The sequence below is a fragment of the Tropicibacter alexandrii genome (genome assembly GCF_003667315.2).
Taxonomy (GTDB): Bacteria; Pseudomonadota; Alphaproteobacteria; order Rhodobacterales; family Rhodobacteraceae; genus Tropicibacter; species Tropicibacter alexandrii.
In genome coordinates this window covers 67,888-85,792 of record NZ_RCTZ02000004.1, presented here as the reverse complement: position 1 = coordinate 85,792, position 17,905 = coordinate 67,888, and the positions used below count along the sequence as shown (strand labels likewise).

Sequence of the window (17,905 nt, the reverse complement as noted above, 5' to 3'; positions counted from 1 at the left end):
GCTCCTTATTTCACAAAGGCCTTCATGGCCGTCCTGATCCGTTCATCTTCGCGATCCATGAAGCTTTGCCCCATCTCGTAGGCGCGCTGCACCTCGACCATGCGGGCGACCTGAAGGATCGGATCGACGTTCGACGCCTCGACGAACCCCTGCATGACGCGGGGGTTTTCGACCGGCACGGTCCCGGCATCGGCGCGAAACATCACGCCGCCTTCGCGCTCCATCTGGATGGGGTCGTTGGGAACCACGACTCCGATCTGCCCGATGGGCCGACCTTGCGTGCTGATCGTGCCGTCGCGGGCAATCGCAAGGTCGCTGGCATCGGGTGGCACGAACAAGGGCGCGCCACCGGCATCCAGAACCGGATAGCCATCCGGCGTGACAAGGTTGCCTTGGGCGCTGGGCGTGAACGCGCCCGCGCGGGTCAGGCGGTTGCCGTTCGGCGTCTGCACCATGAAAAAGCCGTCACCCTCGATGGCGACGTCGAAGGTGCCGCCGGTCATATCCAGCGTGCCTTGCGCCAGCGAGGTGTTCCGAACGGTGCCTTGGGCCATCGACACGCCCTTGGACCCGTCGCCTTGTTCGACATATTCGGCAAAGATCACGCCCTCTTGCCGGAAACCGGTGGTGTTGGCGTTGGCGATGTTGTTCGCGATGACCCGCATTTCCTTCATCAACGAAGTCTGGCGGGCGAGGGCGACGTAACCTGCTGTTTCCATGGTCAGCCTCCGGTGATGATGGGGATGATTTGCGCTTGGAAGAAATCCACCAGCGTGCGGGTCATGAAGCTCATGGACATCCAGAACACCGCGACGATCGCCAGCAGTTTCGGCACGAAGGTCAGGGTCATCTCTTGGATCGAAGTCAGGGCCTGCAACAGGCCGACGCTGACCCCCGCAATCAACGCCACCGAAAGGATCGGCACCGACGTGATCGTCGCGATCCACAGTGCTTGGCGCAGCGTGTCAAAGAAGATGGCCTCGGTCAGCATGGCGTTAGACCGGCATCCGCAGGATTTCCTGATAGGCCTCGACGACCTTGTCGCGCACGCTCACCACGGTTTCGACGGCGAGTTCCGACTGGGCCAGCGCCTCGACCAGAGCGTGGGGATCGGCGTTTCCGATCATGCTGGTCTGCGCAATTTGTTCGGCCCCCTGCAACTGCTGGGCGAACTGCTCGGCGACTTGGCCGAACTGGCGTTCGATCTTGGCGCCGGGAAGCGGCGCGGTTGCGGGGCGGGAGGCTGCATAGCTTTGTGCAGCGTTCATCGAAAGGGCGTCCATTCTGGTCTCCTTTGTCTGGGATCAAGGGCGCGTTCTGCGCCCGGGGTGTTATCGGCGCAGCAGGTCCATCAAACCGCTGGACATGTTGCGGGTCTGTTCAAACATCTTGAGATTTGCCTCATAAGATCGCTGTGCCTCGCGGGCATCGGCCATCTCGATGATGAGATTCACGTTCGTGCCATCGTAATGGCCGGTGGCGTCCGCCAGCGGATGGGCCGGGTCGTAGACCTTTTCCAGCTCGGAGCGGTCGAAATCGACATCGCCAGCCTTCACGCGGGCAAGATCGCCGCTGGACCGGTCGATATCGAAGGGAATCGTCTTGCGGTGATAGCCGGGGGTGTCGACGTTTGCGATATTCTCGGTCACCACGCGCAGACGTGTCGCCTGCGCTTGCAGGCCGCTGGCTGTGACGGATAGGGCGTCTCCGAAAACACTCATGATTTGAACTCCTTACTTTCGGCCAAGACTGGTGCGCAGGATCGTCATGCTGCTCTTGTAGATCGCAAGCGCGCGGTCATGCTGACGCTGGGCACCGACTGATTTGACCATTTCTTCTTCGAGGGAGACGGTGTTGCCGTTTGGGTCCAGCGCCACGCGGCGCTCTTCGAAATCGACTTGGCGACCGACAGACCCGTTCAGGTGATTGGCGCGCGTGGCGCGCTGGCCCATCAGCGAATCCCGGACGGTGCTGCGAAAATCGGGCAGCTCCTTGGCCCGGTAACCGGGTGTATCGGCATTCGCGATATTCTGGGCACTATAGGCCTGCTGGGTGCCTGCATGCCGTGCCATGGCCATCGCCGTTCTGAAGACGTCCAGGTTTTGGAACATCGGGGTTTCTCCCTCGATCATGTGGCGGGTTTCTCCCGCGCCGTGAAACCAAGACTTAACGGTGATTCCTTTAGAAACGGTTTGCGGAACCTGAACGGAGCGTTCGATGGAACATGAGATTGACGGGCTGCGGGCCCGGATTGCGCAGTTGCACCCGGTGCGTGCCGTGGGGCGGGTGCAATCGGTCGACGGCACGACCGTCTGGGTCAGCGGCCTGGCGGAGTCGGCCTGTATCGGGGATCGCCTGCGCTTGCTGCGCCCCGACGGCCCATTGGGAGGAGAGGTGTTGCGAATCCGCGATGATCTCGTGGCGATGCTGCCGGACGAAGCTGTCGATGGCGTTGCCAAGGGCGATCGCGTGGCGGTTCTGGGCGCGCCGACCCTTGCGCCATGTGACAGTTGGATCGGCCGGGTGATCGACCCGTATGGCCAGCCGCTCGATGGTGCGCCCTTGCGCTCGGGCGATCGTGCGCGTCCGTTCCGCGCCAGTCCGCCACCCGCCGCCGCGCGCCATCGGCTGGGGGAACGCCTGTCCACGGGCATGGCGGTTTTCGACACGCTTTTGCCGGTGGTCAAAGGTCAGCGAATCGGTCTTTTCGCGGGCTCCGGGGTCGGGAAATCGCGGCTGTTGGCCCAATTGGCACAAGGCATGGAGGCCGATGTCGTCGTTCTGGCGCTGGTCGGCGAGCGCGGTCGCGAGGTGCTGGACTTCGTGAACTCGGTGTTGGGGCCGGAAGGAATGCAACGATCGGTCGTGGTCGCGGCAACCTCGGACCGATCCCCGCTCGAACGCCGCCGTTGCCCGCTTGCCGCCATGACGATTGCCGAACATTTCCGGGATCAGGGCAAACACGTACTGTATCTGGCAGACTCGATCACACGTTTCGCAGAGGCGCATCGCGAGGTGGCGATCGCGTCGGGCGAAATGCCCGCCTTGCGCGGCTTTCCACCTTCGGTGGCGCACCAAATCATGCGTCTCGCGGAGCGTGCGGGCCCCGGTATCGATCAAAGCGGCGACATTACTGCCGTCTTCAGCGTCCTCGTCGCGGGTTCGGACATGGACGAGCCGATCGCCGACATCCTGCGCGGCGTTCTTGACGGCCACGTCGTTCTGGACCGCAAGATCGCAGAGCGTGGGCGCTTCCCGGCGATCGACCTGCTTCGCTCGGTGTCACGCAGCTTACCGGAGGCGGCATCGACCTCGGAAAATGAGCAGATTCAAAAGGTTCGACAATTGCTCGGCGCTTATACCCAGTCCGAAACGATGATCCGCGCCGGTCTGTACCGCGCCGGCGAGGACCCGATTCTGGACCAAGCCATCCAAGTCTGGACAGATCTCGATACGTTCCTTTCGGAGTCATCCGCCAACGGCCCGGAGGAGGCTTTTTCGCGATTGGACACCCTTTTGCGCCGGTCACAATCGCTGGCGGCGAGGTCCCAGGGGGGGCCGATGCGGCGTGCAAAACTGGTCTGATCTACTGACACGACGCGGTGAGTACGACAGAGTGCGTGCAAGCCAGAAAAGGGTTCCGTCGGACCCAACATTCGATTGCGCCCGGTTTCGATGCCCGGAATTGGGCGCGATTGAGCGTCGGAGCTTCACCCCATCTGTGCCAATTGCTTTCCACGCGCCGAATCGCGCCGAGCAGCGAGAACGGGATAGTGTTTTGGCCAGGAACCCTAGGCTGAGTGGTGAGGGCTCGAGCTCTGTAATTTGAGACTTTAAAGACGTCCTTTTTGCGGCGGTTTTTTGAGCAAAAACAGACGGTAGTAAGCCGAGGGTAATTTATGGCTATGCCGCAAACGACACCCTGTTCCGACCGGGGCGTCTTAGTTTACGCGCCGCCATGACCATCAGGCCGAAGTGACTGCCGACGTTGCAGCTGCTGTGCCGCTGGTCCGACACGCTTGAATTGGCCGCAACCGATCAGCTTCCACAACCGCGAAACGCCGTCGCCGCGCGAGCGCCATCCGTTCATAGTTCGATGGCAAAGGCTTCGCCGCTGCGGTGAATTGACGAAGAGGTTTTTGAATGACTCGACGCCGTCGAAAAGCCGGTGTGCATGGCTGCGCCGGAAGCGAAACTTACAGTTCAGCCTCTGCGACGGGGCCCGTCTATCGTTGTCGTGTAGTCTTGATTCTGGAAAAACTATCTCGCACTTCCAGGTGCTTGGGATTGGCAGGGGCGGTTCGTGAAATCTTGATGCAGCGATTTTGCCTGGAGGAACTGGCTCTTGGCCCCTGCTCGGCCGGAATTGGAGGAAGATTCGGTCGCTTATCAATTCCGGATAATTATCCTGACGCTGAAGAGTGTGTTGTTCGCAGGACGGCGTATCGACCCCAGCACATCCAAAAAGTACTTGTAAATGTCCAGGCTAGCCGCATCGGGCGCCTCCAGAGCAGGTGTATCCATTTGGTGCGTCTGGTAGTGTTTCGATTGTCTTAGAGACTCGCTATCGGCTTGCTTCGGGCGTGTGAAGTCGCGTGATTTCAGGCCTTTTGGTAGAGGTCCATCGGCTCAATGGACCAAGAAAGGGCTCCGAACCCGTCGATCTTGCGCATCTGGAATTGCTTCAATGCTAGCATTGGCGCGGCTTCGGCACAGGGCAACACGCAAATCGACACCGAAAATTGCCCCCTTCTGAGGCCTCATAAACTGGCCCGATGCGGTGTGGCCTCCAACTAGGGCAGCCGCGTCGGGCTTGCGACGTCGGATTATTCACAGGTCTGTTGGCCCGAGCTCTCTTATTCAGCCGCTTGCGGTTTGGCAGCGCCTTTGAGCGCCACTCGGTGATTTTGCCGAAATCACCAAATACTTAGTTCGCGCAAATTCACCCAAAGGCGCAACCCCCCGATCGGATCATACCCAGATGCATCGGACTGCTCCGAAATGGACAAGCGTTCGATTCTCTGATTGGTGGCGTGATCCTCTACTCGGTTGAAGCATCCAGTTGGGTGGGTGCAAGGTCACCCAATGATTTCGCCAAATCCATTTTTCTTGCACTTCCCAGACTCTAGCTTGAGGCTCAGGAAAGCTTGGCGGCCAAAAGTCTTTCTTCACGGGGCATTAGCGCCCGCAGGGCTTTCAAGCAATGATAGAATTGATCACTTAACAGGGCATCGGTTGCCTGTGTCAGAAGCCGACGGCTGTCGCCATCCACGAGGATTTGACTGAGTTCCTCGATCCGGGGCAGCAGTTGAGCCCGCGTCTCCTCAGGGTTGGCGTCACCGGTCAGGATCAGCTGGGCCGTGTAGCACAGACGGCGGACCGGCGTATTCGCGTCCTTCGGATGCAGGGCGTCTTTCAACCTCAATACGTTTGCATTCGGTGTCACAATCGAAAGGCGGCTGCGGCGGTCCCCGTTTTCGATTACCGCGCCATTGATGAGAACCCGCTCCCTTGGGCCAAGCTTCAGGACCAGTCCGCTCATTCTGGTGGTCTCCTGTCGCCGAGGCCGCGCAAGATCGCAGCGTTGATTTCCAAAAGTGGCGTGATCCGGGCCTTCTTGGCGAGAACCTTTCCCGTATGTTGCTGGACGAATTCGGCTAGGTAGAAAATCCGCGCCCTCAGATCGTCAGGCAGACCGTTATCGCTGTCTGCGACATCAACGGCGAGGGTGGTCCAAAGTTTTTGATTGTCCGAAAGCGCCTCGACGAGCTTCGGGTACGCCAGCGGGCCTGCTTGCGCGGCGGTCTTAATGCGATGCGTGATGCGTGCAAACAGGTCGTACTCGATGCGACGCGGGGTCTGGGTCGTACGGGCAGTTTGCGAATAGGCGTGCTTGGCGAGAGTTTGAGCGTTCACGTCAGAACCTTCTGGTTATGTGACTGGGAAATGAAAACGGAGGCCGGGACAGCCCGGCCTCCGAAAGTCCGATTAACGGAAGAGCGACAGCAGGGACTGCGGCGCCTGGTTGGCGATCGACAGAGCCTGGACACCAAGCTGCTGCTGAACCTGAAGCGCCTGCAGCTTTGCCGATGCTTCTTCCATGTCGGCATCGACCAGCGTCCCGATGCCCGACTTCAGGGCGTCGGTCAGACCGGTCACGAAATCGGCTTGGGTCTCGATGCGACCCTGAACCGAACCGAATGCCGAGGCGGAGTCGATCGCGGTCTGGATCAGACCCTCGATTTCGTCGAGTGCCGCATCGGTGCCGGATTGAGTGGTCACGTCGATTTCGTTCAGCGCCTCGAGGCGGCCACCGATGGTGTTGCCCGCGGCGGCGTAAGTATCCGCGCGGAAACCCACGTTGTTGCCTGCGCCACCGCCGGTGACCGTCACGGCGCCCGTCGTGGCGTTGAAGGCCATCGACAGTTCCCCGGTGTCGACATCGTTGGCCTCGAGATGCTTGACCATCGCATCGTTCAGCCCGTCGAACACGTCCTGTGCGGTGTCACCGTCGCGCGCCACATACATGATCTCGGACGGTTTGCCGGTGGTCGCCGCGGTGTTCGCGCCAGCCAGTTCACCTGCACCACCGCTCAGCGTGATGGTGTAGCCAACCCCAGCCGCAACTTCTGCGGTTTCGATGGTGAAGCCGGTGGTCGGGGCAGTTGCTGCGCCCGTCAGGGTCACCAGTGTGCCAGCTGCGGCGCCGCTCATCTGGGTGCCGCCGGTGGCCTGCGCGGTGCCGGTGATGGCGGAGGCGCTGGTGCCAAGGTCCTGTTTGCCGACCTCGATGTCCGATGCGGTCACGCCATCGGCGGAACGATCGAGCGAGGCCAGAACCTTGATGCTGCCGGTATCGGCGGTCTTCTCGGTGTTCGACAGCAGGTTCAGACCGTTGAACTGGGCTGCACCAACAACGGCGGAAATCTGGTCGCGCAGGGCGTCGATGTCGGTCTGGATCTTGTCCCGATCGACGTTCTCTTCCTGTGCGGCAACGATCTTGCCCTTGATGTCGGTCAGCAGTTCGGTGACGGTTTCAGATGCCTGGCGCGCAACCGAAACGGTCGACTGGCCCAGGTTGAGGCTGTCCGAAATCCCCTTAAAGCCCTTCACGTCGGCTTCCATGACCTTCGAAATTGCCCAGACGGCGGAGTTGTCCTTGGCGTTGGCAACGCGCTTGCCGGTGGAGATTTCCTGCTGAGTACCGGCCAGACCCTTGTTGATCGACTTGAGGGTCTGCAGAGCCACCATGGCGCCGTTGTTCGTCAGAATGCTAGACATTGTGTTGTCCTTGAGTTCAATGGCGCTTTTGCGCCAGGTTGCATTTGCCGCGAGCGGCATCTCTGACGTCTTTCTGACTGATGCAGGCCTGTTGTTTTCGACCTGCGCCACCTCATCGGGTGCAGGGCCAACATGGCTTCCAACTCCTAATGGACCGCTAAGAACCTCCTCCGCTATCATTGGGATTTAACTCAAATGCTCAGGCGCGCCGTTCCATCATCGGTTTCGCCGGGGCGTCGATGATCTGGGATCGGCCCATTGCATCATAGGTGTTCAGCGATCGCCTGATCCGGTTCATGTCGCTCAGGCGGCCAGCGACATTGCGCAAACCGGTCAGCGCCTGATCAAAAAGCTCGTGATTGCGCCGCATCCCGTCGCGCAGCGGGGCCAGCTTCGCGGGCTCGATGGCGCTGCCGTCGAGCCGGGCCATCAGCTCCTGCTTTTCTTCGAACAGTTCGGTAATCCGGTCGAAATCCCCGGCTTTGAGGGCGTCGCGCTCGGCGGCGATCAGCGCTTCTAGCGCGTCTGTCATGGTCTGCTCAGTCATCCATTCTCTCCTTGAGGGCGTGGTAAAGCGATTCCGCGAGGCCGATACCGCCGTTGTCAGCCATCTGCCTCGCCTGTTCGAGTCGCATGAAGGACGCGAACTGGTCTTCCCCGGCTCCGCCACCAAATGCTTCGGGCGTCTTGCCGATTCCTGCGGATTTCAGCATTTCAGCGAGAAAGTTGGCCTCAAGCTCGCGCGCGGCTTCACGCAAGGCCTTTTCCTGTGAAGGTGCCATCCTGTGGACGGTCGCTTGGATCTCCATCCGAATATCTCCAATTCGACTCAGATGCGGTCATTTAGGAGGAGCGCGGTAAAGAACCGGTAAGGATCGTCGGTGTAGTTTGGCCGAAAGGAAGAATTCCTGGAGCGAGCATGCTGACTCAATTGATCTCTCTTCTGGGGCTGGCCCCCACGCAGGATGCGAAACCCGGCCGTGACGGCGCGACGTCGACCGACGATTTCTCGGACGTCTTTTCCGATTTGGAACAGGACACCGGCGAGGATGTGGCCGATCTGGATGTCCCGATCACGGACGATCCGGACATGGTGGCCGTCTCTGAACAGGCTGAAACACCCGAGGCAGAGGCCGAGTTGGAGGAGTGGCTTGCTTCCTTGCGCAAGGCCCGTGCCCACGCGGATGAAGCGGATCTCGGTCCGCACAGGGCACAGTCGGGGCGACCCACAGACGGGGCCTCTGCTTTGGACGACATGGCGCAGGCGCAGGTTCCAAGCCATCCGGCAGCCGTGACCGGAATGGCCGCTCCCGGGGCGGAGATCGGTGGCAATTCGCGTCGCTCGTTGCCGCAGTTCTCGCCGCTCGGCGCAGGCAAATCACTGAATCACAACAATAACCTGTCGGGTGCCGAGCATCCCGCCCGTGAGCTTCCGGTCTTCAACATATCTGAACTAGGTCCGTTGAAGACGCGGCCACAAAAACAGGTTCTGGAGTCGCCCGTCCCGGTTTCCGGTAACTCTGCCACGGACGGGGTTTTGGATGACACACATCCCGAAGTGAAGCCCTTTCCGAGATCACATATCGAAGGCGCGCCCGCGTCGGGGCCTCTGTCCGGGACGCGCCCGGGCGTGCGATTCAACGCGATCCGCATCGCGCCAGAGGAACTTCGGGCGAACAATGTGTCCGCGCGCGGAGGCGGGGCAGGCGAGGGGCAACTGGCCTCGCTTGCGGAGATGCTCGAGGTCGAACAGGGCGCGGCGGCAGGATCGACACGCCGTCCCGCCGATTCGCTGGGCGTACTGGCGGACGAGATGGGGGCAACGATTCGGATCACGCGCGGGACACCAACCTCCGAGGCGGCTGCCCAGATCGGTGGCGGTCTGTCAGGGGCCCGAGGCGGCAATCCGCTCGCGCAACCGGCGACCGAACGCGGTCCGGACGGCGGGGCGACAGGGCCTCTGACGGGGCCGTCGGGCGAATTCGCCGGTGTTCCGGTCTTCCGGTCCCCTAGGGCGGCGCAGGCAAAGGCTGCCGGCAGCCCGGACGCGCTGCGGGCGGACCAAGCGCCTCGGGCGCGGCAGCTGGCCAGTGATGCGCCCGAACCGCTATCGACGGTGACACGCCTTCCGACGCGCGCCCCAGACCAGATGACCAACACGCTGATGGCGCAACCTGCCGCCGTACAGACGGCAGCATCGATCATGACCCGCCTTGGCATGGACACCCGATCAGAGGACGACGCGCTAGAGGTCGGAGACCTGTCGGCCCCGGGCAGCGCTTCGCTGCAACGCGGCCATGGCACGGCGACGGCCAGTCCGTATCCTACACCGGGACGACCTGACAACGCCCATGTCGCACGGCAGATCGCCGATGCCTTGCCCAGACTTTCTGATGGTACGATCGACATCCGACTCGACCCGGAGGAACTCGGGCGCGTCCGACTGCAAATGGTCAGCGGCGAGACCGGAATGACCGTCCATGTCACCGCGGATCGCCCGGAAACGCTCGACCTGATGCGTCGCCATATCGATCAATTGGCGCGCGATCTTGCAGAAGCCGGGTACGAGGGCGCCAGTTTCGATTTCGGTGATGGGCAGGGGGACGGGCATGACAGCCCTGCACGCCAACAGTCCACGCCCCTCTCAACTGCCGAAGACATTCCGCACAAGCAACCCGCGATGACCGCCGCCCAGGACGGGCTGGACATCCTGATTTAAGGACAACGACATGGTAGACAGCATCAGCCAAGCCGGCGCGGCCACGGGTCAGGCGAGCCCATTGACCAAAGGTCAACAGGCCAAGGCCACGCTCAGTTCGGATTTCGAGACCTTCCTGAAGATGCTCACGGTTCAGGTCCAGAACCAGGATCCGCTGAACCCGATGGATGCTTCGGATTACGCATCGCAGCTTGCGACCTTTGCCGGGGTGGAACAGCAGGTGCTGACCAACGATCTGCTGACCGATCTGGGCACCAGCCTGACCGGCAATGCGCTGGAGGGGCTGTCGGGCTGGATCGGAAAGGAGGGGCTGGTTTCCGCGCCCGCTTGGTTCGATGGCAATCCCGTCGTGGTCAGGCCGGAATATGCTCCCGGTGCCAACAGCGCGATTCTCACCGTGACCGACCCGTCCGGCTCGGTCATCCAGCGCGTCCCCTTCAGCGCCGATCAGGACAGCTTCATCTGGGAAGGACGCACCGAAACTGGTGACCTGCTGCCTGCAGGCGCTTATCAGTTTTCTGTCGAAAGCTATGATTCCAATGGGTTGATCGATACATCCCTCGCGCGGGTCTACAGCCGCATCGACGAAGTGCGCGCCGACCCGGGCGGTGTCGTCATCCGCATGGCGGATGGAACGGAACTGGACGCAAGCGAGATATCGGGTTTGCGGGCGCCGATGAACTGATGGGTGCCGTTACGTGAGCAAAAGACCGCTTGAGGCCGCGTATCGGGCTGCCGAATCCCCGCATATGCGCCCAAGACGCGGGCAGTGCAGCGGTTCGATCGCCGACATCATGACGCCCGGAACCGTTAAAATGCGCGGCAAGGCTGGCGGAATTGCCGCAGTTTCCGGCAGCAGAGCGGAAAAATCACGCCGATGCTGCACCTGCCGAAATTGAGGTTTGAACGAATAACCCGTTGTGTGTAAGTTGGCCACATCGGGTGCTTTGCGCCCAAAACTGTACAGTCTGGAGAAACCCTATGAAGAAGCTTATTGCCGCTTCGACCGCCGCCCTGGCAGCAGCCCCGGCCGTCGCACAGCAAGCAGATCCTTTCGTGTCCACGCAGCTCAGCGCTGTTCCGGCTCTCGCCATCATTGGCGGCGTTGCCGTGATCATCGCGATCGCAGCATCCTCGGGCACCAACTGATCCATTTGGATCATCCGAGTTACGAAGCGGCGGTCTCAGGACCGCCGTTTTGCTTTTCCTAGATCAGGGTAAGTGCCGCAACGGCGGCGGCCCCCAAGGCGCAGCCGATTCCGGCCCAAATGATCCTGCCGGGCCAAGGGCTTGGCGGCGGGCTTTCCTCCGAGGTGGCTTGCCGGATCAGCGCCGATTCCACAAGCTTGGGCAGGCGCGGGCCAAAGCGCGCCATGACCATTGCGGTCTTCAGCAGATCGCCACCGATGGCGCGGGGGCCGATGGATTTCTGGATATATTGCTCGACCACCGGGCGCGCGACCGTCCAGATATTCATATGCGGGTTCAAAGAGCGCGCCACGCCCTCGACCACCACCATCGTGCGTTGCAGCAAGATCAGTTCGGTCCGGGTTTCCATTCCGAATCGTTCGGTGACCTCGAACAGGTAAGCCAGCAGCTTGCCCATCGAGATGCGCGTCGCATCCATGCCAAAGATCGGCTCACCCACCGCGCGCAGGGCCCGCGCAAATTCGTCGACATCGCGATCGGCGGGCACGTAACCCGCCTCGAAATGCACCTCGGCCACGCGTTTGTAGTCGCGACGAATGAAACCGAACAGGATCTCGGCGTAGACCCGGCGGGTGTATTCGTCGATATGGCCCATGATGCCGAAATCATACGCGATGATATCGCCGTTCGGCGCGACCTTCAGGTTGCCCTGATGCATGTCGGCGTGGAAGAAGCCATCGCGCAGGGCGTGGTTCAGGAACAGCTGCAAGACGCGTTCGGACAGCGCGGTCCGGTCGTGCCCGGCGGCGTCGATGGCGTCGTTGTCACCCAAGGGCACGCCCTCGGCCCAAGTTTGGGTCATAACGCGGCGCCCGGACAGGCCCCAGTTCACCTGCGGCAACTGAAAGCCCGCGTCATCGACCGTGTTGGCCTGAAACTCGCTGGCGGCGGCGGCCTCCAGCCTGAGGTCCAGCTCGCCCATGACCACGCCTTCGAAATGCGCGATCACGTCACGGGGACGCAGGCGGCGGGACGAGGGCGACAGCGTCTCGATCATGCTGGCGGCGAACCAGAAGGCGTCGATATCCTTGCGGAAGGCGCGCTCGATTCCGGGACGCAGGACCTTGACCGCGACGGTTTCGCCGGTTTCCCGCAAGACGGCGCGGTGGACCTGCGCGATGGATGCGGCGGCGACGGGTTCCGAAAAGGCGGAAAAGATGTCGTCGACGGGCTCACCCAGTTCTTCGGCCACCGAAGCCTTGGCCGTTTCGACGGAAAACGGCGGCAGCTTGTCCTGCAACACCCGCAATTGCCACGCCATGTCGTCGCCCACCACGTCGGGCCGGGTCGACAGGATCTGGCCGAACTTGATGTAGGCCGGCCCCAGCGCCTGAAGCGCGCGCACGGCGGGCGGCTGCGACGGGTCGCCTTCGTAGCCCAACCACTTGAACGGCCATGCCAAAACGCGGGCGGCCACACGCAGCGGTGCGGGCGTGTCGAAGGCCTCCAGCACCACGCCCATCGCGCCGGTGCGCTCCAGTGTTGCGCCGGTTCGGATCAACCGAATGATGTTGTGCGGTCCGCGCATCTCAGATTTTCCAACCGGAATGCAGGCAGGCAATACCCATGCTCAGATTGCGATACTTGGCATTGTCGAACCCGGCCTTGCGCACCATCGACAAAAAGGTCTCCTGATCCGGGAACTGGCGGATCGACTCCACAAGGTATTGATAAGACGCAGAATCATTGGCGATGACCTGCCCCATCTTCGGGATGATGTTGAACGAATAAAGGTCATAGACCTTCTGCATCAACTCGTTGGGAATCTGCGAAAATTCCAGCACCATCAGCCGCCCGCCGGGGCGCAGCACGCGGAAGGCCTCGTTCAGCGCCTCTTGGGGGCGGGTCACGTTCCGGATGCCGAAGGAGATCGTGTAAACGTCAAAGGTGTTGTCGGCAAAGGGCAAGGCCATCGCGTCACCCACGACCCAATCCAGACTGTCGGCCATCGATTCGGCCTCGGCGCGTTTGCGGCCTTCGACCAGCATCGGTTCGGTCAGGTCCAGCACGGTGGCGTGTCCCCGCCCGGCGCGCTTCAGGAACCGGAAGGAAATGTCGCCGGTGCCGCCCGCCACATCCAGCAGCTTTTGACCGGGGCGCGGCGCGAGCCAATCCATCATCGCGTCTTTCCAGATGCGGTGGATGCCAAAGCTCATCGCGTCGTTCATCACATCGTACTTGGACGCGACCGAGGAAAACACGCCCTGAACCTTGCCGGCCTTTTCACCCTCGGGGATGTCGGTGAACCCGAAATGCGTCGTCTTCGTGCTGTCTTCACTCATGGCGCTGTCGTCCTTATGTTCAGGGCTCCTTATAGACCGCGTCCCGGCGGTGACAATTGACAGGACCGTCACATATGCCCGAATTGCCCGAAGTCGAGACAGTGCGTCGCGGCCTGAGCCCCGCGATGGAGGGGGCCGTGATCACCCGCGCGCAGGTCAACCGCCCCGATCTGCGCTGGCCTTTCCCGGACAACATGGCCGCGCGGCTGACCGGGGCAAGGGTCGAGCGGCTGCGCAGACGGTCGAAATACATCCTTGCCGATCTGTCGACGGGCGAGACCTTGTTGATTCACCTCGGCATGTCGGGGCGGATGCTGGTGTCTGGCGATCCGCTTGGGGTTTTCGTCCATGACCACCCCGCGCCGGAAAAGCATGACCATGTGGTGTTCGACATGGAGAACGGCGCGCGCATCACCTTCAACGACCCGCGCCGGTTCGGGGCGATGGACCTGATGCCGACGGACCGCGCCGAGGAACACGCGCTGTTGGCCAAGATCGGGCCGGAACCGCTGGGCAATGCGTTCAGCGAATCCCATCTGGTCGCGCAGGTGAAACCACGCTCGATGCCGATCAAATCCGCGCTGCTGGATCAAAAGATCGTCGCCGGATTGGGCAATATCTACGTCTGCGAAACGCTTTACCGTGGCAGAATCCACCCAGCCCGCCGCGCCAACAAGATCAGCGCGGGACGGATTGCCGCACTGGTTCCGATCATCCGCGATGTGCTGACGGATGCCATTGCCGCGGGGGGATCGTCGCTCAAGGATTTCCGCCAAGCCGATGGAGAGCTTGGATATTTCCAGCACAGTTTCGACGTTTACGGAAGGGAAGGCGAACCCTGCCGCACCCCCGGGTGCAGCGACCATATTCGCAGAATCGTGCAGTCCGGGCGGTCGTCCTTTTACTGTGCAACCTGTCAAAGATAACTTGATCCAAGTGAACGATTTGCTAAGGCTGGCCTTCTGACGGAATTGGACGGAGCCCGATCACATGGCCTATGAGACGATCATCGTCGAAGTAGAAGACCACGTCGCGACCATCAAGCTGAACCGCCCCGACGCATTGAATGCGCTCAACAGCCACCTTCTGGGTGAGCTGTCCGAGGCGCTGGCGGACGCGGACAAGAACGACAAGGTGCGCTGCATCATCATCACGGGCTCGCAAAAGGCATTCGCCGCCGGGGCCGATATCAAGGAAATGTCGGAAAAGTCCTACGTGGACATGTTCATGTCCGACTTCTTCGGCGGCGAGGGCAAGGCGATCACCTCGACCCGCAAGCCGGTCATCGCCGCCGTTGCGGGCTATGCGCTGGGCGGGGGCTGTGAATTGGCGATGATGTGCGACTTCATCATTGCCGCCGATACGGCCAAATTCGGCCAGCCCGAGATCAATCTGGGCGTCATCGCAGGCCTTGGGGGCACGCAGCGCCTGACGCGCTATATCGGCAAGTCCAAAGCGATGGACATGAACCTGACCGGGCGCTTCATGGATGCCGAAGAGGCGGAACGCGCCGGGCTTGTCAGCCGCGTCGTGCCCGCCAAGCAACTGATGGAAGAGGCAAAATCAGCCGCCGAGAAGATCGCAGAGAAATCGCTGATCTCGGCCATCGCTGCCAAGGAATCGGTCAATCGCGCGTATGAGACGACGCTGGCCGAGGGTCTGCTATACGAACGCCGCCTGTTCCACTCGCTGTTCTCGACCGAGGATCAGAAAGAGGGCATGGCCGCCTTCATGGAAAAGCGCACCGCGCAATTCCGCGACAAGTAAACGTCGCGCATCGAAAAGGCCCCGGTGTCGAAACCGGGGCCTTCTTCGTTTCAGCTTTGCAGGGCACCGCGCCGTTCGCGGATGGTCGCGCGGATGCGGCGCCAATCGGCGGCCTGATCGGGCTCTCCTGCGTCGGTGTGCTGGCGTTCGCGCTGAGCGGCTTCCACCTCGGCGGCGTCGCCATGGGTCCGGTACAGCGCATTGGCGTATTCGGTGACTTTCATCGGGTCGAGCATCGTGAACCTCCATTCTGGGTGTCTCAAGTCTCGTCCCGGGTTCCTCCCGGGCTGACAGGCTACACGAAAAACGGCCTTCGCGCCAGTTTCGTTCCCCGAAGCCTTGGCAACCGGGCCAGAAGCCGTTATAGGCGGCCGTCATACATGCGCGTGATGCCCGCTCAGGCAAGAATCGGTCCGTCGAACTGTCCGGGCTTGTGTCAGGCATTGCGCTGTTAACGAAAAGCTAAGATTCAGGATCGATCATCATGGCAAACACGCCCCAGTCGAAGAAGCGCGCCCGTCAGGCCGACAAGCGTAACGAAGTCAACAAGGCGCGTCGTTCGCGCATCCGCACCTACCTGCGCAAGGTCGAAGAGGCCCTCGCAGCGGGCGATCAGGCCGCGGCTGCCGAAGCTCTGAAGGCGGCCCAGCCCGAGCTGATGCGCGGTGTGACCAAGGGTGTTTTCCACAAGAACACCGCCTCGCGGAAGGTCTCTCGACTCGCCGCTCGCGTTAAGGCGCTTGGCTAAAATGCCACCAGCATTTAGCTGGTAATTCGAAAGCCACCACTAAATGTGGTGGCTTTTTTGCGTTTTGTTAATCTTTTATCCGCTTCAGAGATTCTTTTTCGGGGAATCCCGAGTCAAGCGACAAGATCGGTTGCCGCGATGCGCGCGAGGTTGGTAATTTCAGCCTGCGAGTCAGATCGCAGGGGGATAGGCTGCCGATTCCAGCGCCACATTGAAGGCGTCGGAACACTCGGTCGGGTCCACAGGGACCAAACCGAGTTCAGGGGAAACCCTGGCCCGTCCAAAACGAAATCAGGGTCGTGACGACCCCGCCCTTATGGGAGTTCGGGCCGGAATCGTCACACATGGGGCTGGCGCCCTCGCTTCATGTCTTCGGACATGGGGATGGTGATTTCGTGTCTCTGCCGATCCGGGTCGTGGTTGGGCCTGCTCCCGACCAAGGGGACGACTATTGAGGACACTGGGGACAAATGACAAAAGAACAATGGGGCGCATTACAAAAGCAGATCTGCGACACCATCGGGCAAAACAACTACAAAACCTGGATCGAGCCGCTGACCTACGTGGGGACGCAGGATGGCGTCGCCAGGTTCGAGGCGCCGACGAATTTCTTTGGCACATACGTGTCGCAGAATTTCGGGGATATGCTGCTTGCGCAGATGTCTCGCGTTTCGCCCGTGATACGCCGTCTCGCCTTTGACGCCGTTCGTGCCAGCAACAACCCGTCCGCGCCTGCCGCGGCACCGGTCGAGGCCACCGCGCCCGTCGCGGCCGAACCGGCGCGCGATCCGCTGCCGGGCGCGCCGCTGGATGCGCGGTTCACCTTCGACACGTTTGTCGTCGGCAAGCCGAACGAACTGGCGCATGCCGCCGCGCGCCGCGTGGCCGAGGGTGGCCCTGTGACCTTCAACCCGCTGTTCCTGTATGGCGGCGTCGGCCTTGGCAAAACGCACCTCATGCACGCCATCGCGCACGAACTGACGCAGAAGAACCCCCATCTGCGCGTGCTCTACCTGTCGGCGGAACAGTTCATGTACCGCTTTGTTCAGGCGCTGCGCGAGCGCAAGATGATGGACTTCAAAGAGCTGTTCCGCTCGGTCGACGTGCTGATGGTCGATGATGTGCAATTCATCGCGGGCAAGGACTCGACGCAGGAAGAGTTCTTTCACACCTTCAACGCGCTTGTGGACCAGAACAAGCAGATCATCATCAGCGCTGACCGCGCCCCGGATGAGATCAAGGATCTGGAAAACCGCATCCGCAGCCGTCTGCAATCCGGTCTGGTCGTCGACCTGCACCCCACGGACTACGAATTGCGGCTTGGCATCCTGCAAACCAAGGTCGAGATGTATCGCGACATGTATCCCGGTCTGACCATCGAGTCCGGCGTGCTGGAATTCCTCGCGCATCGGATTTCGACCAATGTCCGCGTGCTCGAAGGGGCGCTGACCCGTCTGTTCGCCTTTGCCAGCCTCGTCGGCAAGCCGATCGACATGGACCTTGTGCAGGACAGCCTGTCCGACGTGCTGCGCGCCTCGGAACGCAAGATCTCGATCGACGAGATCCAGCGCAAGGTGGCCGAGCATTACAACATCCGCTTGAGCGACATGATCGGGCCGAAGCGCGTGCGGACTTTTGCCCGTCCGCGTCAGGTGGCGATGTATCTGTGCAAGCAACTGACCTCTCGGTCCTTGCCCGAGATCGGGCGCCGGTTCGGTGGCCGCGACCACACCACGGTCATGCACGGTGTCCGCCGGATCGAGGAACTGCGCGCCCAGGATGTGCAGATCGAAGAGGATGTGGAACTTCTGCGCCGCGCGCTCGAAGCCTGAGACCCGGCCACCACAACCGACAAGCGGCTGCCCCCGGGTGGCCGCTTTGGCTTGACGGGCCTGCAAA

The 17,905-nt window shown here is 61.6% G+C and carries 21 protein-coding genes; 8 read left to right on the top strand and 13 right to left on the bottom strand.

From position 1 onward, the window contains the following. Positions 1–5: 5 nt before the first annotated feature. From D8Z78_RS06650 to D8Z78_RS06630, 5 genes are read right to left on the bottom strand one after another with little or no spacing between them, the layout of a single operon-like run. Positions 6–719, bottom strand: a complete 714-nt coding sequence (locus D8Z78_RS06650) for a flagellar hook-basal body complex protein (protein ID WP_121629360.1) — start codon at positions 717–719, stop codon at positions 6–8. A gap of 2 nt (positions 720–721) precedes the next feature. Beyond that, positions 722–991: a flagellar biosynthetic protein FliQ gene (locus tag D8Z78_RS06645; RefSeq protein ID WP_121629359.1), complete on the bottom strand. Its 270-nt coding sequence runs from the start codon at positions 989–991 to the stop codon at positions 722–724. 4 nt (positions 992–995) lie between these two features. Next, complete coding sequence (gene fliE, locus D8Z78_RS06640; protein ID WP_121629358.1) at positions 996–1,283, bottom strand: flagellar hook-basal body complex protein FliE; 288 nt, start codon at positions 1,281–1,283, stop codon at positions 996–998. 48 nt (positions 1,284–1,331) lie between these two features. Beyond that, a complete protein-coding gene (gene flgC, locus D8Z78_RS06635) occupies positions 1,332–1,721 on the bottom strand; it encodes a flagellar basal body rod protein FlgC (RefSeq protein WP_121629357.1) in 390 nt (129 codons plus the stop codon). Between the two features lie 12 nt (positions 1,722–1,733). Then, positions 1,734–2,111: a FlgB family protein gene (locus D8Z78_RS06630; RefSeq protein WP_121629573.1), complete on the bottom strand. Its 378-nt coding sequence runs from the start codon at positions 2,109–2,111 to the stop codon at positions 1,734–1,736. 106 nt (positions 2,112–2,217) lie between these two features. Between D8Z78_RS06630 and D8Z78_RS06625 the strand changes: the two genes are divergently transcribed. Further along, entirely contained in the window at positions 2,218–3,585 is a 1,368-nt protein-coding gene (locus tag D8Z78_RS06625) for a FliI/YscN family ATPase (RefSeq protein WP_121629356.1), read from the top strand. 1,552 nt (positions 3,586–5,137) lie between these two features. On the opposite strand, the gene flbT is transcribed toward D8Z78_RS06625, so the two are convergent. The 5 genes from flbT to D8Z78_RS06600 all read right to left on the bottom strand — a co-directional run bounded on the left by flbT (position 5,138) and on the right by D8Z78_RS06600 (position 8,090). Beyond that, positions 5,138–5,542, bottom strand: coding sequence for a flagellar biosynthesis repressor FlbT (gene flbT / locus D8Z78_RS06620; protein WP_121629355.1), 405 nt, complete (start codon positions 5,540–5,542; stop codon positions 5,138–5,140). Further along, positions 5,539–5,916, bottom strand: a complete 378-nt coding sequence (flaF, locus tag D8Z78_RS06615) for a flagellar biosynthesis regulator FlaF (RefSeq protein WP_121629354.1) — start codon at positions 5,914–5,916, stop codon at positions 5,539–5,541. Before flaF ends, flbT begins: the two co-directional genes overlap by 4 nt. 72 nt (positions 5,917–5,988) lie before the next feature. Then, positions 5,989–7,281 carry a flagellin gene (locus D8Z78_RS06610; RefSeq protein ID WP_121629572.1) on the bottom strand — a complete coding sequence of 431 codons (1,293 nt, stop codon included), beginning with the start codon at positions 7,279–7,281 and terminating at the stop codon, positions 5,989–5,991. A 199-nt stretch (positions 7,282–7,480) separates the two neighbouring features. Next, positions 7,481–7,828, bottom strand: a complete 348-nt coding sequence (locus D8Z78_RS06605; protein ID WP_121629353.1) for a flagellar protein FlgN — start codon at positions 7,826–7,828, stop codon at positions 7,481–7,483. Next, on the bottom strand, positions 7,821–8,090 hold the full coding sequence (locus D8Z78_RS06600; protein WP_121629352.1) for a rod-binding protein: 270 nt from the start codon (positions 8,088–8,090) through the stop codon (positions 7,821–7,823). The genes D8Z78_RS06605 and D8Z78_RS06600 overlap by 8 nt, the downstream gene beginning before the upstream one ends. A 110-nt stretch (positions 8,091–8,200) precedes the next feature. Here D8Z78_RS06600 and D8Z78_RS06595 point away from each other — a divergent pair, with 110 nt between their 5' ends. The 3 genes from D8Z78_RS06595 to D8Z78_RS24545 all read left to right on the top strand — a co-directional run bounded on the left by D8Z78_RS06595 (position 8,201) and on the right by D8Z78_RS24545 (position 11,149). Next, on the top strand, positions 8,201–10,000 hold the full coding sequence (locus D8Z78_RS06595) for a flagellar hook-length control protein FliK (RefSeq protein ID WP_121629351.1): 1,800 nt from the start codon (positions 8,201–8,203) through the stop codon (positions 9,998–10,000). Between the two features lie 10 nt (positions 10,001–10,010). After that, entirely contained in the window at positions 10,011–10,685 is a 675-nt protein-coding gene (locus tag D8Z78_RS06590; protein ID WP_121629350.1) for a flagellar hook capping FlgD N-terminal domain-containing protein, read from the top strand. A 296-nt stretch (positions 10,686–10,981) separates the two neighbouring features. After that, entirely contained in the window at positions 10,982–11,149 is a 168-nt protein-coding gene (locus tag D8Z78_RS24545; protein WP_164932904.1) for a hypothetical protein, read from the top strand. A gap of 58 nt (positions 11,150–11,207) precedes the next feature. Here D8Z78_RS24545 and ubiB read toward each other — a convergent pair whose 3' ends face one another. Both ubiB and ubiE read right to left on the bottom strand, forming a co-directional pair. Further along, the gene (gene ubiB, locus D8Z78_RS06585; RefSeq protein ID WP_121629349.1) at positions 11,208–12,737 is read right to left on the bottom strand and encodes a 2-polyprenylphenol 6-hydroxylase; all 1,530 of its coding nucleotides are present in this window, start codon (positions 12,735–12,737) and stop codon (positions 11,208–11,210) included. A 1-nt stretch (position 12,738) separates the two neighbouring features. Continuing rightward, a complete protein-coding gene (gene ubiE / locus D8Z78_RS06580; protein ID WP_121629348.1) occupies positions 12,739–13,491 on the bottom strand; it encodes a bifunctional demethylmenaquinone methyltransferase/2-methoxy-6-polyprenyl-1,4-benzoquinol methylase UbiE in 753 nt (250 codons plus the stop codon). Between the two features lie 74 nt (positions 13,492–13,565). Here ubiE and mutM point away from each other — a divergent pair, with 74 nt between their 5' ends. Further along, on the top strand, positions 13,566–14,417 hold the full coding sequence (gene mutM, locus D8Z78_RS06575; protein ID WP_121629347.1) for a bifunctional DNA-formamidopyrimidine glycosylase/DNA-(apurinic or apyrimidinic site) lyase: 852 nt from the start codon (positions 13,566–13,568) through the stop codon (positions 14,415–14,417). A 64-nt stretch (positions 14,418–14,481) separates the two neighbouring features. Continuing rightward, positions 14,482–15,258, top strand: a complete 777-nt coding sequence (locus D8Z78_RS06570) for an enoyl-CoA hydratase (protein ID WP_121629346.1) — start codon at positions 14,482–14,484, stop codon at positions 15,256–15,258. Positions 15,259–15,308: 50 nt separating this feature from the next. On the opposite strand, the gene D8Z78_RS06565 is transcribed toward D8Z78_RS06570, so the two are convergent. Then, on the bottom strand, positions 15,309–15,494 hold the full coding sequence (locus D8Z78_RS06565; RefSeq protein ID WP_121629345.1) for a hypothetical protein: 186 nt from the start codon (positions 15,492–15,494) through the stop codon (positions 15,309–15,311). Positions 15,495–15,742: 248 nt separating this feature from the next. Between D8Z78_RS06565 and rpsT the strand changes: the two genes are divergently transcribed. Both rpsT and dnaA read left to right on the top strand, forming a co-directional pair. Then, the gene (rpsT, locus tag D8Z78_RS06560; protein ID WP_121629344.1) at positions 15,743–16,006 is read left to right on the top strand and encodes a 30S ribosomal protein S20; all 264 of its coding nucleotides are present in this window, start codon (positions 15,743–15,745) and stop codon (positions 16,004–16,006) included. 470 nt (positions 16,007–16,476) lie between these two features. Beyond that, complete coding sequence (dnaA, locus tag D8Z78_RS06555; RefSeq protein ID WP_121629343.1) at positions 16,477–17,838, top strand: chromosomal replication initiator protein DnaA; 1,362 nt, start codon at positions 16,477–16,479, stop codon at positions 17,836–17,838. The last annotated feature ends 67 nt before the right edge of the window (positions 17,839–17,905 follow it).

What these genes read in the sequence shown, in the direction of transcription:
- D8Z78_RS06650 (WP_121629360.1), bottom strand. Translation starts at nt 719, where the DNA reads ATGGAAACAGCAGGTTACGTCGCCCTCGCCCGCCAGACTTCGTTGATG.
- D8Z78_RS06645 (WP_121629359.1), bottom strand. Translation starts at nt 991, where the DNA reads ATGCTGACCGAGGCCATCTTCTTTGACACGCTGCGCCAAGCACTGTGG.
- fliE (WP_121629358.1), bottom strand. Translation starts at nt 1,283, where the DNA reads ATGGACGCCCTTTCGATGAACGCTGCACAAAGCTATGCAGCCTCCCGC.
- flgC (WP_121629357.1), bottom strand. Translation starts at nt 1,721, where the DNA reads ATGAGTGTTTTCGGAGACGCCCTATCCGTCACAGCCAGCGGCCTGCAA.
- D8Z78_RS06630 (WP_121629573.1), bottom strand. Translation starts at nt 2,111, where the DNA reads ATGTTCCAAAACCTGGACGTCTTCAGAACGGCGATGGCCATGGCACGG.
- D8Z78_RS06625 (WP_121629356.1), top strand. Translation starts at nt 2,218, where the DNA reads ATGGAACATGAGATTGACGGGCTGCGGGCCCGGATTGCGCAGTTGCAC.
- flbT (WP_121629355.1), bottom strand. Translation starts at nt 5,542, where the DNA reads ATGAGCGGACTGGTCCTGAAGCTTGGCCCAAGGGAGCGGGTTCTCATC.
- D8Z78_RS06610 (WP_121629572.1), bottom strand. Translation starts at nt 7,281, where the DNA reads ATGTCTAGCATTCTGACGAACAACGGCGCCATGGTGGCTCTGCAGACC.
- D8Z78_RS06605 (WP_121629353.1), bottom strand. Translation starts at nt 7,828, where the DNA reads ATGACTGAGCAGACCATGACAGACGCGCTAGAAGCGCTGATCGCCGCC.
- D8Z78_RS06600 (WP_121629352.1), bottom strand. Translation starts at nt 8,090, where the DNA reads ATGGAGATCCAAGCGACCGTCCACAGGATGGCACCTTCACAGGAAAAG.
- D8Z78_RS06595 (WP_121629351.1), top strand. Translation starts at nt 8,201, where the DNA reads ATGCTGACTCAATTGATCTCTCTTCTGGGGCTGGCCCCCACGCAGGAT.
- D8Z78_RS06590 (WP_121629350.1), top strand. Translation starts at nt 10,011, where the DNA reads ATGGTAGACAGCATCAGCCAAGCCGGCGCGGCCACGGGTCAGGCGAGC.
- D8Z78_RS24545 (WP_164932904.1), top strand. Translation starts at nt 10,982, where the DNA reads ATGAAGAAGCTTATTGCCGCTTCGACCGCCGCCCTGGCAGCAGCCCCG.
- ubiB (WP_121629349.1), bottom strand. Translation starts at nt 12,737, where the DNA reads ATGCGCGGACCGCACAACATCATTCGGTTGATCCGAACCGGCGCAACA.
- ubiE (WP_121629348.1), bottom strand. Translation starts at nt 13,491, where the DNA reads ATGAGTGAAGACAGCACGAAGACGACGCATTTCGGGTTCACCGACATC.
- mutM (WP_121629347.1), top strand. Translation starts at nt 13,566, where the DNA reads ATGCCCGAATTGCCCGAAGTCGAGACAGTGCGTCGCGGCCTGAGCCCC.
- D8Z78_RS06570 (WP_121629346.1), top strand. Translation starts at nt 14,482, where the DNA reads ATGGCCTATGAGACGATCATCGTCGAAGTAGAAGACCACGTCGCGACC.
- D8Z78_RS06565 (WP_121629345.1), bottom strand. Translation starts at nt 15,494, where the DNA reads ATGCTCGACCCGATGAAAGTCACCGAATACGCCAATGCGCTGTACCGG.
- rpsT (WP_121629344.1), top strand. Translation starts at nt 15,743, where the DNA reads ATGGCAAACACGCCCCAGTCGAAGAAGCGCGCCCGTCAGGCCGACAAG.
- dnaA (WP_121629343.1), top strand. Translation starts at nt 16,477, where the DNA reads ATGACAAAAGAACAATGGGGCGCATTACAAAAGCAGATCTGCGACACC.